This is a genomic window from Alteromonas sp. ABM1_013 (assembly GCF_056160505.1).
In genome coordinates, this window is record NZ_JBSWXH010000005.1 from 185,336 (window position 1) to 198,872 (window position 13,537).

Here is a 13,537-nt window from a genome sequence, read left to right on the forward strand (position 1 = left end):
CTTAAATCGGCGAACCTGGCGGCAGTGGCTCTACCTCAAAGCTACTTGGCCATGCCTTACTCGCCCAATATGTATCAAACTGCTCTTTCAGTATTTCATACAGATTGTTGTCTGCTTCATCGTCTAACCATTCGCTAAATTCAAGCAAGGCGAGTTCAGCTTCCAATCTTACTTCGGGTGCTAGCTTGTCGTTAGTTACTGCTTTCATCACTGCATTTAAAGCCACTAACTGTAAGCGCTTGGCTAGCGGGCTTTGCGACTTGTTTTTATACCAATGTACGCTAAGTATTTGCTTCACTAGCATTGAAACGCCCACTTTTTTGCGTTTATCGTTAGTGCTTCTTGTTTGCCACTCTAGGCGGTTTAAGCGTTCCGGGTGTAATAACAACTCAAAAGCAAAGTTGGATGCCGAAGCAGCGGCAGAAACAGGGTCTAACATTAAGCCCATTTTGCCCTTAAAGTGCTCGCGAGTAATGTCGTCACCGTATGCTGTAGGTGGGATGAGCGCGAGGACCGACTCAGGGATAGTCAGATAATCAGCGGTGGTCGCAGTAATCAACTGCTGCATTGCGCGTTGCTGTACTGCGGGCGCTACAAACTGCTGGCCCTGCGCTTGGGTATAGTCACCTTTGCGCTCATATTCATACACTAAGCCGCCCACTTGCTTTGCTACAGCTTCTAGCTGATAGCGATGTAGCAAGTAAATAGGCACTAAAGCATTTTCAAGGGACGATAAACTGCTGTTCGGGCTTAAGGTGTCCAAACCTAAATTGGCTAGTGCCTGCTCGCGCACTTGTGAAATTTCATCAAAAGCATCTAGCGGGTTGCTGCCGTTTTCCCACATATGGCCGTTTGCTGACGCATGACGGCTGCTGCGGGTATCTGGGTCTGATTTAAAGCTTAAGCCCTCGTTGCGACCTTTTACAATAATTTTTGCTAAGGCTTCGGCTTCTTCTACATCGCTGGCAAAGTCTTGATAACCATATGCTACGGCGTGTATATCCCATGCGCCTATACCTTTGTCATAAGCACCTTCTAAGCTAATTTTGCCATTTTTAATACTAATTTTGGGATGAGGATAATCCATCACCGACGCACGGTTATTTTCACTTGCTGCAAAATTGTGTGCTATGCCTAACGTATGCCCTACCTCGTGAGCAGACAACTGCCTAATGCGATCCAAAGCCATTTCTTGCTGAGCAGTAGTGTCGGTGTTGCCTTCTTTAAACGGGCTGGTGAGGCCAAGGGCAATTAAATAATCCTGTCTTACACGCAGCGAGCCAAGTGTAACGTGACCTTTAATAATTTCACCTGTACGTGGGTCAACAACCGACGAACCGTAAGACCAACCGCGCGTTGCGCGGTGCACCCAGTTAATGACGTTGTAACGCACGTCCATTGGGTCGGCTCCTTCTGGCAATACTTTCACCTGAAACGCGTCTTTATAGCCTGCAGATTCATAGGCTTGGTTCCACCAGCTCGCACCTTCTTTAAGCGCTGTCATTACTGGCTCGGGAATACCAGGGTCAAGGTAGTACACAATAGGCTCAACTGCTTCGCTCTTCGCCGCATGAGGTGTTTTCTTGTGTAAACGGTGGCGGGTAATAAAACGCTGTTCAGTAGGTTCACTAATAGGCGTGGAATAGTCAAAATAACTGAATTTCCAGTAGCCCGAGTATGGGTGGTATTCTCTGGGTGTGTAGTTATCGTCAGGCAGTGCTACAAACGAGTGATGCAAGTGAACCGTCACACTTTCTGGGTCGGGCGTAACTTGCTGCACGTATTCGCCCGGCTTTTTACCAGCAAAAGTGACTAAAGCCTCTAATTCAGTGTTCTTTTCAAAGCCTTTGGTTTTTGGTAAGTACACGCCACTTCGCATTTTATCTACGCTGAAGCTACCTTGCTTGGTGCGTGCCATACGGTTGCCGATACCGTGAATATCACTTAACAGAAAAGGCGTATAGTCGATAAGGCTAGTGTTATCGCTTTTAGCTACCAACGTAAAACCAGCAATGACCGAATCTGCGAAAGCTTCATCAATACTCTGCTTTTCGGCGTCGCTGCCGTGGGTCGCGCGGTATTTGGTATTGTGCTGCTTTAATAAAACCTTGTTACCAAATTTTTCAAAGCTGACCAAACGCGTATCGCCAAGTTGTCCGCGATCAAGGCCAATATCGTTTGAACCTACACCATACGGCAAGCTGCTTTGGAACAAATATTCGGCATCGCTTGTAGGCACGGCCAAGTAAACTTTGTCGCTTTCATCGTCATAGTAAACAGGAATTAAACCATCTTTTTTGGTCATGTCGCTGGTGAATTCACCAATGCTTGGTAACGCTGCCCAAGCTGAAGAGGCAGACACGACAAACAATACCGAAAACGCAATAGTTGATTTACCTAATGCATTAACCTGTCGCGCGGCTTTGTGAAAAATGTTCAATTGCAGCATGCAGTTAGTCCTTATTATTGTGAATTTCTAGCCTACCCTATGTGGTGGGCTTTGCCCATGGTAATTCGTCGTTTTAACGCTACTCCTCGCCCGACTCTAACATTGACCGCCATTATCAATAATTTTTTGAAACTGATTGCTGTACTCGGAGCATTATATCTTGATAAAAGTATTGATAATCTAACCTCGCTGGCATGAAACAAGACAATCAGGAGAACTATTATGTTAGGTGAAAAGCACTCACTACTAAGCGACTTTCCAGAACACGAGGATACGATTAACCGTTTAAATGCGACTTGCACTGACTTTGCCGAAAAAGCAAAACGCTATCACAGTTTAGATGATGAAATTAGAAACCTTGAAGAGCTTGGCTCACCCGCAAGCGATGAAACATTACACCAGTTGAAACACGACCGCGCCGAGTTGAAAGATGAGCTTTATCAGGTGTTGATAAACGTTAAGTAGACATCCATATAGTATGCGAAGCTGCTGGTTTAATGGGTGATTCGTTTAGTCGAGCATTTTAGAACCAATCTCTAAAAACCATCGATAAGTAAATCAATGCCAGCTTTAATTTCGTTTCTCATATTTTTAAGAGGCTGTTCGGCTAGGTGCTTCAAGCCGCGCTTCGAAACAGTAGCAATATCAAGTAAGTCGATGTAGTAAAGGACGCCATTCACCTCACAGGGTATTTGTAAGTCTTTCACGTATGGTTGTCCATCCAGTATCTTTAATGGCGCTACTAACAAGCTTTCCACTTCGTTAAAAACTGTGTTAGTCAAGACGATAACTATAGAGGATGAATATCTACATACTGAAAACTGACTTATCACGATAGCTGACCGATTGACTCCGAAAACGTTCCATTCTTAATTACTTTGTCATTATGAGCTTTAAGGGCGCCATCATTCTGCTTGAACCATTCTGCTTTTTTTTTCTCGTTTACTGCCCTAATTAAAGCGGCTTCAAAAACCTCAGAAAGCTTTATATCGAGAGACTTTGCCTCATTGAGAAGGTCACTATTTATCGATGTATTACAAGAAACTTTTTGACGCATAACTACCTCAAGCTAATCTACTAAAAATATTATGCGCAAAAGTTGTGCGCATAGCAAACGCAGCCCCTTTCCTTTTTCAAAGATTTACTTGAATCACAGTCAAGAGTAAGCCCTAATTGCGTTATCGATTCAACCAGCTCAAACTATGAAGGGTTTTATTTTGAAGTTTGCCTCTCGCGCTACCGCTATTTCTCCGTTTCTTGCCATGGCCTATGGCGAAAAAGCCACCGCACTGGAACTGCAAGGTAAAGATGTTATTAGGCTTAATCTAGGCGAGCCTGATTTCGGCGCCCCCGCGCCCGTACTTGCGGCAATGAAAGAAAGCTTGGACACCCCAGATTTTCCCTATACCTCCGCATTGGGTATTCCAGAACTACGTCAATCAATCGCTAGTTTTTATGATACTAAACATGATGTAAAAGTAAGCCCATCACGAGTCGTAGTTACCGCTGGTGCTTCAGGCGCGCTACTTTTAGCAAGCGCCGCTTTAGTAGAGCCTGGCGACAACGTGATATTGGGCGACCCATCTTACCCGTGCAATCGACGATTTTTAAACGCGTTTGGTGCAGAAGTAACGCTAGTACCAACACGTAGTGAGGATAACTTTCAGCTAACCGCCGAAAGTGTTGCCGATAATTGGAAACACAATACGAAAGGCGTGCTTATCGCCACACCTGCCAACCCTACAGGCACGGCAATAGATACAGACGAGCTGATTAAGATTGGACAATACTGCAAAGCCAAGGGTGGCTTTTTAATAGTTGATGAAATTTATTTAGACCTAGCGCTTTCATTGGATGTTCAAGTGGATGCTGGCGCGTTTCAATCAAATGAGAACAAAGGCGCAACACTCCAAACTGTGCTTGCCAACGCAGAACTGCAGGACACTGTGGTAGTTATAAACAGCTTTTCAAAATATTTCGGTATGACGGGTTGGCGTCTCGGCTGGTGCGTAGTGCCTGAGACTATGACCCCAATAGTCGAAAAGCTCGCGCAGAATTTGTTTATTTGCCCCTCTACCCTTTCTCAAAAAGCCGCACTTTCTTGTTTTACCCCTGAAACGTTGGCGCAGTGCGAGCAAAACCGCAATACGCTAATAGAGCGTGCATCGCTTGTTTTTAACGCACTTCAAAATATGGGGCTTAACTTGGATGCTCAACCCGACGGCGCGTTTTACGCTTACATCAACATTAAGCATACAGGCTTAAGTGCTATCGAGTTCTGTGATGCCCTGCTTTCTCAGTATCATGTGGCGCTGACACCAGGCAATGATTTTGGCGAGCACAATGCTGATCATTATGTAAGGCTTTCTTTCGCTACCAGTATAGAGCGCTTGAATGAGGGACTGGCTCGACTAGCTACTTTTGTTAAATCATTGCGCTAGTTGTTTTTTATCCTCTGTTTAATTTCGTGAATAGACAAATATTACCTAAAAAAATGATAGATATGGGCGCTTGTGCGTATATTGGGAAGTGCATATTGATGACACGTGTCGAAACGGAATAAAACAGGACAAAACAATGAGTAACGAACGCGAATTTGATGTAGTTATCTTCGGTGCTACAGGTTTTACGGGCAAACTAGTGGCTGAGTATTTTCAGGCGCAGTATGGCAGTGACAGCAATGTTAAATGGGCAGTGGCTGGTCGTAACGAAGCTAAACTTAATGACGTAAAACAAGAACTAGGCATTAGCGATAGCGTTGCTAGTATTGTAGCCGACGGCGATGATGCCGACGCACTTGATGCCATGACAAAGCGCACAGCCGTTGTACTGACTACCGTAGGGCCTTATCAAATTTACGGCGAAAAGTTACTTTCTGCGTGTGTTGATAATGGTACAGGCTGTACAGATTTATGTGGTGAACCAGCGTGGATGCACCAAATGATCAACAAGTACGAAGCAAAAGCTAAGGAAACCGGTGCAAACATTGTGTTCTCTTGTGGCTTCGATTCTGTGCCCTTCGATTTAGGTGTTCACTATTTACAAGAACATGCGAAGAAACAGACCGGAGAAGTAATCGAATATGTAAAAGGTCGCGTTCGCAAAATGCAGGGCACGTTCTCTGGTGGTACAGCTGCTAGCCTAAAAGCAACCATGGCTGCAGCGCATAAAGACAAGTCAGTAATGGCAGCGCTTATCAACCCTCTTTCGCTAACCGATGGTTCGACTAACCAACAACAGCCAGATGGCAACAAACCTTATTTTGACGAACAGTTAGGTACGTGGGTAGCGCCATTTATTATGGCGGCAATTAATACTAAGAACGTTCACCGCTCTAACTACCTAGCAGGCTATGCTTACGGTAAGAACTTTCAGTACGATGAAATGATGATGACCGGCCCTGGCGAGAAAGGTGAAGCCATGGCAAACCACGTCGCTAAAGATAAGTCGCTAGCTAGCGATGATGGCCCTAAACCTGGAGAAGGCCCAAGTAAAGAAGAGCGTGAGAACGGTTTTTACGATGTAATGTTTGTAGGTACCGCCACCAATGGCGACATGCTAGCCGTTTCGGTTAAAGGTGATAAAGATCCTGGCTATGGTTCTACTAGCAAGATGATTTCAGAATCGGCGCTTTGCCTGTGTAAAGACGTAAACCTATCTGGCGGCTTTTTCACACCAGCAGCAGCTCTTGGTGATAAGCTAATAAGCCGCCTAGAAGAAAAAGCAGGCTTAACGTTTGCTATCGAAAAATAAAGGCTGAAATAAGGGCTGAAATAAGGCCTAAAATAAAGGCTTAAGTAAAAGCTTAAGCAAGAACTAAAGTAAAGTTTAAACTTAGTCTAACCTTTAGAAAACTAGCGTGCATTTTCGCACAACTACCATGAAAAAGGCTGAACACAAATAGTGTTCAGCCTTTTCTCTCTTCGCTAGGTGTTATTATTGTTTTTTTCTAAGCAAGTACTGCTTTTAGTGCTTTAACGCAGGCATCGGTTTCTGCTGGCGTACCAACACTAATACGTGACCATGAGTCGTAACCGGGCCAGGTACGCCCTACTACCTTAATACCCTGTGCTCTCATCTTCTGCGCAAACTTGTCGTGCGGCATACCCGTATCCATGTAAATGAAATTCCCTTGTGGATTCGGTGCATAGGGCTGTTTTAATTCTTTCGCGACTTTTACTAACTTGTCACGTTCAGTCTTAATCCGTGAGCGCATGGTGTTTAGGTTCGCGTGGTCATCCATGCTAGCCATACCCGCAACAAGTGCCAAGTAGTTTACGCCACCCATGCGCAACATTCCGCCCAGGGTTTTAGCTTGCTCAGCTGGCATAATGGCGTAACCTAAACGCTGGCCTGCCATGGCGTGAATTTTAGAAAATGTCCGGCAAATTACTACATTGTGCCCTTCTGAAATAAGCTTCGACTGAACGTTGGCCGGGTAAGCGTCAGACATTTCAATGTAAGCTTCATCAATAAATACCTGTGCTTTTTTCGACACACGTTTCGCAAAAGCGGTCAGTTTAGCGGCATCTACCATGCTACCCGTTGGGTTATTTGGGTTACACACATAAACGGCAGTAGTGTCTTCAGTCACAGCTGCTTCAATGGCATCTAGGTCGAAAGTCATGTCTGCAGCAAGTGGAACATAAGTGACATCTGCCCCCATAAACTCAGCGCCTCTCGGCACACCTTCATAGGTTGCCATAGAGGTAACTAGCTTATTACCATTTTTCGTGATCCAGTCGGCATAGCCAAAAAGAATAGGTGAAGAACCGTTTGTGATAACAATTTGGTCAGCAGATACGCCTTCTTGCTCAGCAATTTTTTGCGCTAAAACTTCAACCGTAGCATCGGTATAGCGTGCTAGGTTTAAAAGCTCGCTTTGCATCGCTTTTGCCGCTTTTTTCGAAGGTCCAAAGGCGTTTTCATTTGACGATAAGCGAATAAGACCATCGTTCACGTTAGGTGTAGCCGACGGAAAATGTTCAGTGGGCATTCCCGCCGCATGCAGGTCGCCCATTATACTGTCGACACTCGTGGTTAGTGCCACGGCACCAGCCCCTAAACCTACCGATTTTAACCAATTACGACGTGAAGAATTTATCGTGGTTTGTTTTACGTTTTTATTCATATTTCGCTCAGCCTTCCATCTACAATGTCTTTAGACTAAAGGCTCGGTTTTAAACGCGCAATAGCCTAAAAGCGCTAAACCATTGACACAAATGCACTTTTCCCGTGCACAAAACGCACTAAAATTGACAATGTAAGTAGTTTTAATGTGTTAAGGGGTTACATTGCGGTGCAGCGCCCTTTTACCCATTTAGACGTTTGCGATGAATGACATTTTTTCTCGTATTAGCAGCAAAACTATTACTGACTAAACCCATTGTTCTCTGGATTGAATCACCAAGTCGCTCACCTAACCTAAACCATCTAGGCGAATACCAAGTATGAAATACTATAAACATCTCAGCTTCTCTCACCATTCACAACAGGAGTTTTAAAATGGCTAAGGACCACGGTAACCAAATTAAGAACGACGATACCTATGAGGCCCTTCGCGAGGAAGGCTATAGCAAGGAGAAGTCAGCGCGCATTGCCAATGCACAAGCCAATAGTAAACAAACTCCGTCAAAAGACGGCGGCAAAGCAAATAAGTACGAAGATCGCACTAAAGATGAGCTCTATCAAAAAGCCAAAGAAGTGGGCATTGATGGGCGTTCAAACATGAGTAAAAACGAGTTAATTGATGCGCTGCGTAATCACTGAGGGGGCTTTGGCCGTTACAACGCAGCGTTAAAGGAACGCATATACGGCCATTATTAAGTGTCAGCGCACAGTTATTATTGAACCCTAATTAAAAGTCCGAGGGATTGGCCGAACTTTCAGGGCACAGCGAAAGTATCTGTGGCACAAAATCCAGCAGATACAATTAAAAGAACGATACAATTGCGCAACTATTGCGACTTCCACTCTTCGTATTCAAGTTGGGCTTTGCGCATATTTATTAATAACTTAGTTAGTTCAGGATCTTTCTTAATGACTGTTTCCATATAGGCAAAAGACTCTTCTCTGTCGCTAACTGTTAAGTCTTCGATATCTTTCATCGTCGGTCTAGGCATGTTTTGCCTAAGTGCCTGCTGAGTTTCCTTGTACATCCGATCAAGCGCATACTGGGGATAGCAGACAGTCTTTTTAATTCGGCTGTTTACGGATGATTCTTTTCTACATCTTACTTTGAACTTTTTGTTGTCCGCTAATGCGTTAAATCGTCTGTAAAAATCCAGCTCCGTTCGCTGAATTTTACGTAGGAAAAAACCACTATTTTTATTAACTTTACCTTTTACTTCAATGACTTCTATATCTTTGGGTTCAACGAACTCTTCTTTGTCGCTAGTTTGTGGTGTTGCATTAGCCATACAGCTAATAAATAACCCAGAAGCTAAAAGTAATGAAAAGCGCGAGGGCGAAACAAAATTAATACGTTTGATGAGATTCACTGGGTGCCTCCTTGCGGTCCTATCAGACAAAAATAAAAAAACTAGACTTAATAACTTCTAGTATTAAATGACTGGTTTCAAGTATTAAGTTGTAAATTAAGTAAGTCAAGGCATCTAATTTATTCAATGTAAGTATTTGTTAACCCAATGCGTTTTTGTTTGCATTAAAGTCGTTATTGATACCAGCGAAATGGTTTAAGTTGCTACCTTTTTCTTCTTGAATGAAAAACGCGCCGAGTTTGTTAATTAACGCAGAAAGGTTGCACTATGAAACGCCAAGAGCGAGATAAAGTTGAAATTGTCCCCTATTAAAAAGTGTGGCTTGAGCAGTTTGGAATCGCTAAGCGCTGCTTATTAACGGCGCTGGGCGATATTTGCGTTTGTATTGACCATATTGGCTCTACTTCTATTCATAACATGCCAGCGAAAGATCGTATCGATATTCAAATTGGGGTTAGTGAAATATCTCCTGCTATTTGCGACACGATAAACCAGCGAATAAGTCAATTAAACTTGCCTAACGCTCACATGAGTCAAGATCATTTACCGCCTAACGAATCATGTCTTGCGGACTGGCGTAAAATTTACCTGCAAGGGGTCACAGACCAATGGTCGTTTAAAGCGAATATTCATATACTAAAGGTAGGCGCAAAAAACTTTAAGTATGCTCTTTTATTCAGAGATTATCTTAGAATTGATGACGATACCGCAAAGTCTTACGCGTTCTTCAAGCAAACCCTCGCCTCTCGAATTCCTAACGATAGAGACTTATATTCACAACTGAAAGATCCGGTCTGTGACCTAATCATGATTAGTGCTAGGCGTTGGGAGGACAGACAGCATTCAATATCTGACTAATAATGGTTGGTCTTCCTAATTTATGGCATGAGCGATTTATCACGACGTTTCCATTAATTATGTTTTGAAAATGAACTCATTCTTTCTCTTTAATCATATTTTTTTCAGAAACGTGAAAAAGTCGCGAACCAAATTAGGCCCAGCTTCGTCTTTCTATTGTTTTTATTAGGAAACTAACAAAAATGCTTATAGAAATACTTTATTTGGTGATGAAATTCCTATTAGCACTTATTGAATTAATGCTAGGCGTATGAAAGAAGCAGAGATTGAAATATTAGTATTAAAGCTACAAGCCGGACAAACAGAGGCTTTAGGTGAACTATACACACTATTACATGCAAGCATGCGTAAGTACGCAGCGATAAGAATAGGTGACGCTATGGTCGCAGAAGATTTAGTTCAAAACGTTTGGCTGCAAGTCTCAAAACGTGTAATGCGACTTAAAGATGTATCACTATTTAGAAGTTGGCTATTTAAAGCACTGCGTTGGGAAATTACCGACTGGCACAGAAAAACCGCAAAAGAAGTCTCGTCGTCGACGATTCCAGAAAAATCTAACAGTATTAGTAAAAACGACGACACCTTTGTGCTTCCTTTGCTAGAAAAGCTCGTAGATGAGGAGCGCGAGGTAATAGCACTGTATTATTTAAACGATATTTCCGTGCGAGAAATAGCACTTATTATCGACTCTCCGCTTGGTACGGTGAAATCTAGATTGCATAGAGCGCGCGAGAAACTCAAGCAATTATTAGAACAAACAGAAGAAAGGTAACTGAAATGAAAAACGATTTTGATAAAGAAATTTCGCAAACCCTTAAAAACCAAGCACAGGAGTTAGACGCTATGCTCGACGGCGGTATGTTTAACTATTTGAAATATGGTTTTGACAAAAATTTTTCTTGCATCATGAAGCTAGGCTATGCCATTGCAATAGTATTATCGATTGTAATGTTTTGGGCAGGTTTTAAGTTTTTTACCGTTATGCCAGAAGAACAATTGTTTTGGGGAGTATTGCTAATCCTTTCTTTCAATGCGCAGGTCGCAACTAAGTTGTGGATTTTTATGCAGACAAACCGAAATATCCTGTCTCGTGAGTTACGCATGATGGAACTGCGTCTATCTACACAAAAAAATAACTAGTGAGGCAAATCAAAGGTGCCAATTACTTAGCACCACCAAATAATGAGATTAATTCATAAAAAAATGAAATTAAGTCATTTTTATTCATAGTTAAACCTAGGTATAACGTACTCATAGCTTTTACAGCATTTACATTACTCGGTTTAATTTTAGGAATAGAAGCGCATTCTCATGAACAATATCGTGGATACAAATTTCTCTTTTACTATTAACAGCGTTCAGTTTAATGAAGATTATCGCCCTTCAGACAACACGCGCATTACCACTAACTTTGCTAATTTAGCGCGAGGTGAGCGCCGAAAAGAAAACTTACGCGATGCGTTGAGCATGATTAACAATCGGTTTAACGCGTTGGCTAGTTGGGACAATGAGCGTGGCGATCGCTATGCTGTTGAATTAGAAATAGTATCGGTAGATATTGATGTAGAGGGTAACGGCAAAACCTTCCCTACGATTGAGATTTTGCAAACTAACATTATCGATAAAAAAACGGGGAAGCGCACCCAAGGTATTGTGGGCAACAACTTCTCGTCTTATGTTCGAGATTATGATTTTAGCGTTCGTCTTTCTAATCATAATCGTGGCCAATCGTCATTCAGCGTTCCTAACGATTTTGGCGATTTACACGGTAAACTGTTTCAGTATTTCGTTAACTCTGAAGCCTATAAAGCGCACTTTTCAAAACTCCCTGTTATTTGCTTAAGTGTTTCTGACAACAAAATCTATCGCAGAACGGAAAACCAGCACCCTGTCTTAGGCGTTGAATATCAACCTAACGAATCCTCGTTGACCGAGCAGTATTTCAAAAAGATGGGCTTAAACGTTCGCTATTTTATGCCGCCTAACAGTGCCGCCCCCTTCGCCTTTTACTTCTTTGGCGACTTACTAAACGACTACACAAACTTAGAGCTTATAAGCACTATCGCGACAATGGAAACGTTTCAGAAAATCTATCGTCCTGAAATTTATAACGCTAACGCGCAAGCAGGTTTAAGCTACAAACCAAATTTGAAAAATAGCGATCACTCGTTAACACGCATTGTGTACGACCGCGACGAACGCAGTCACCTCGCCGTAGAGCAAGGCAAGTTCGTGGAAGAGAACTTTATTAAGCCTTATCAACATAAGCTACAGCAATTTACAGCAAGTTACGCTAGATAAATCCTCTGGAACTGGCGGTTGGAAACTTGTGAATTGCAGTTTACCAGATGCAATCGACATCTCGATTAGGCGAGCCTCTAAACTTTAATGGGGCGCTGCAGCCTGCCCCACAGGCATTCACAATAAATACTGACTTAAAGAATACGAATCACATGAAAAAATTACTCCCCACCTCTATTGCTGGCAGTCTTCCAAAACCTTCATGGCTTGCTGAGCCTGAAACGTTATGGTCGCCATGGAAACTAAAAGATAATGCCTTAGAAGAAGGTAAAAAAGATGCGCTTCGCGTTACGCTTCAAGAGCAAGCTGCATCTGGCATCGATATTGTTTGTGACGGTGAGCAAACCCGACAACACTTTGTAACCACGTTTATTGAACACCTCGACGGTGTTGATTTTGAGAATCGTAAAACTGTACGAATTCGCAATCGTTACGACGCGAGCGTACCTGTTGTAACGCAAGCAGTTAAACGACCAAAATCGGTATTCGTTGAAGATGCCACGTTTTTACGAAGCCAAACTGATCAACCTATTAAGTGGGCGTTACCAGGTCCAATGACTATGGTTGATACCCTGTATGATGATCACTATAAAAGCCGCGAAAAGCTCGCGTGGGAATTCGCCAAGATTCTAAACCAAGAAGCGAAAGAACTAGAGGCTGCTGGCGTTGATATTATTCAGTTCGACGAACCCTCGTTTAACGTATTCTTTGATGAAGTGAACGAATGGGGAATTGCTGCGCTAGAGCGCGCTATTGAAGGGCTAAAATGTGAAACTGCGGTACATATTTGCTACGGTTACGGCATTAAAGCAAATACCGACTGGAAGAAAACGCTAGGCTCAGAATGGCGTCAATATGAAGAAAGCTTCCCTAAGCTAGCGAAGTCGAACATCGATATGGTGTCATTGGAATGCCACAACTCCCACGTACCCATTGAACTCATTTCCTTGCTAAAAGGAAAGAAAGTGATGGTAGGTGCCATTGATGTTGCCACTGATACCATAGAAACGCCAGAAGAAGTCGCCGCTACTTTGCGCGAAGCATTGAAGTACGTAGACGCAGATAAGCTCTACCCTTGTACTAATTGTGGCATGGCTCCCCTTTCACGAGATGTTGCCAGAGGGAAACTTGAAGCCCTTAGCGCTGGTGCTGCGATAGTAAGACGAGAATTAACCCTTAAGCGCTCTGCTTAACGCTAGTTTTATTAACTTCCTTCATATCTTTAAAGCAAGTTTGGAATAAGGCAAACTTGCTCCCCTTTACTTTCATAAGCTAACTAAACACTGCTCCCCCGTTTTTTTGCAGACCAACGTCTAATCGGTTAACGTTTATATAATTTTTATTAGGCATCAGAAGCATTTATTCATTTTTTGTCTAAACTAAAACAATAGCCTCGCTCCCGATATCAGAAGACGCATTTATGTAACGT

The 13,537-nt window shown here is 42.9% G+C and carries 14 protein-coding genes; 9 read left to right on the forward strand and 5 right to left on the reverse strand.

Annotated features, from left to right (window positions below):
* Window position 1: 1 nt before the first annotated feature.
* A complete protein-coding gene (locus ACXAGK_RS15580; RefSeq protein WP_474856923.1) occupies window positions 2-2,449 on the reverse strand; it encodes a zinc-dependent metalloprotease in 2,448 nt (815 codons plus the stop codon).
* Between the two features lie 222 nt (window positions 2,450-2,671).
* On the opposite strand from ACXAGK_RS15580, the gene ACXAGK_RS15585 reads away from it, so the two are divergent.
* Window positions 2,672-2,914: an HP1242/YdcH family protein gene (locus ACXAGK_RS15585; RefSeq protein ID WP_474856924.1), complete on the forward strand. Its 243-nt coding sequence runs from the start codon at window positions 2,672-2,674 to the stop codon at window positions 2,912-2,914.
* A 71-nt stretch (window positions 2,915-2,985) separates the two neighbouring features.
* On the opposite strand, the gene ACXAGK_RS15590 is transcribed toward ACXAGK_RS15585, so the two are convergent.
* Window positions 2,986-3,231 (reverse strand): hypothetical protein, encoded by a 246-nt coding sequence (locus ACXAGK_RS15590; RefSeq protein ID WP_474806312.1) that lies wholly within the window; start codon window positions 3,229-3,231, stop codon window positions 2,986-2,988.
* A 47-nt stretch (window positions 3,232-3,278) separates the two neighbouring features.
* Complete coding sequence (locus ACXAGK_RS15595) at window positions 3,279-3,506, reverse strand: type II toxin-antitoxin system CcdA family antitoxin (protein WP_474806310.1); 228 nt, start codon at window positions 3,504-3,506, stop codon at window positions 3,279-3,281.
* Between the two features lie 160 nt (window positions 3,507-3,666).
* On the opposite strand from ACXAGK_RS15595, the gene ACXAGK_RS15600 reads away from it, so the two are divergent.
* Entirely contained in the window at window positions 3,667-4,890 is a 1,224-nt protein-coding gene (locus ACXAGK_RS15600; protein WP_474856925.1) for an aminotransferase class I/II-fold pyridoxal phosphate-dependent enzyme, read from the forward strand.
* A gap of 136 nt (window positions 4,891-5,026) precedes the next feature.
* Window positions 5,027-6,202, forward strand: a complete 1,176-nt coding sequence (locus ACXAGK_RS15605; RefSeq protein WP_474856926.1) for a saccharopine dehydrogenase family protein — start codon at window positions 5,027-5,029, stop codon at window positions 6,200-6,202.
* Between the two features lie 196 nt (window positions 6,203-6,398).
* Here the strand turns inward: ACXAGK_RS15605 and ACXAGK_RS15610 are convergent, their stop codons facing one another.
* Window positions 6,399-7,580: a pyridoxal phosphate-dependent aminotransferase gene (locus ACXAGK_RS15610; RefSeq protein WP_474856927.1), complete on the reverse strand. Its 1,182-nt coding sequence runs from the start codon at window positions 7,578-7,580 to the stop codon at window positions 6,399-6,401.
* A gap of 374 nt (window positions 7,581-7,954) precedes the next feature.
* On the opposite strand from ACXAGK_RS15610, the gene ACXAGK_RS15615 reads away from it, so the two are divergent.
* Window positions 7,955-8,218 carry a DUF7218 family protein gene (locus ACXAGK_RS15615; RefSeq protein ID WP_474856928.1) on the forward strand — a complete coding sequence of 88 codons (264 nt, stop codon included), beginning with the start codon at window positions 7,955-7,957 and terminating at the stop codon, window positions 8,216-8,218.
* Between the two features lie 188 nt (window positions 8,219-8,406).
* On the opposite strand, the gene ACXAGK_RS15620 is transcribed toward ACXAGK_RS15615, so the two are convergent.
* Window positions 8,407-8,949, reverse strand: coding sequence for a hypothetical protein (locus ACXAGK_RS15620; RefSeq protein ID WP_474856929.1), 543 nt, complete (start codon window positions 8,947-8,949; stop codon window positions 8,407-8,409).
* A gap of 315 nt (window positions 8,950-9,264) precedes the next feature.
* On the opposite strand from ACXAGK_RS15620, the gene ACXAGK_RS15625 reads away from it, so the two are divergent.
* The 5 genes from ACXAGK_RS15625 (at window position 9,265) to ACXAGK_RS15645 (ending at window position 13,301) form a co-directional block, all read left to right on the forward strand.
* Entirely contained in the window at window positions 9,265-9,807 is a 543-nt protein-coding gene (locus ACXAGK_RS15625) for a GrpB family protein (RefSeq protein ID WP_474856930.1), read from the forward strand.
* 250 nt (window positions 9,808-10,057) lie between these two features.
* On the forward strand, window positions 10,058-10,579 hold the full coding sequence (locus ACXAGK_RS15630) for an RNA polymerase sigma factor (RefSeq protein WP_474856931.1): 522 nt from the start codon (window positions 10,058-10,060) through the stop codon (window positions 10,577-10,579).
* A gap of 5 nt (window positions 10,580-10,584) precedes the next feature.
* Window positions 10,585-10,947 (forward strand): DUF6768 family protein, encoded by a 363-nt coding sequence (locus ACXAGK_RS15635; protein WP_474856932.1) that lies wholly within the window; start codon window positions 10,585-10,587, stop codon window positions 10,945-10,947.
* A 171-nt stretch (window positions 10,948-11,118) separates the two neighbouring features.
* A complete protein-coding gene (locus ACXAGK_RS15640; protein WP_474856933.1) occupies window positions 11,119-12,108 on the forward strand; it encodes a DUF1852 domain-containing protein in 990 nt (329 codons plus the stop codon).
* 152 nt (window positions 12,109-12,260) lie between these two features.
* Window positions 12,261-13,301, forward strand: a complete 1,041-nt coding sequence (locus ACXAGK_RS15645) for a methionine synthase (protein WP_474856934.1) — start codon at window positions 12,261-12,263, stop codon at window positions 13,299-13,301.
* Window positions 13,302-13,537: the final 236 nt, after the last annotated feature.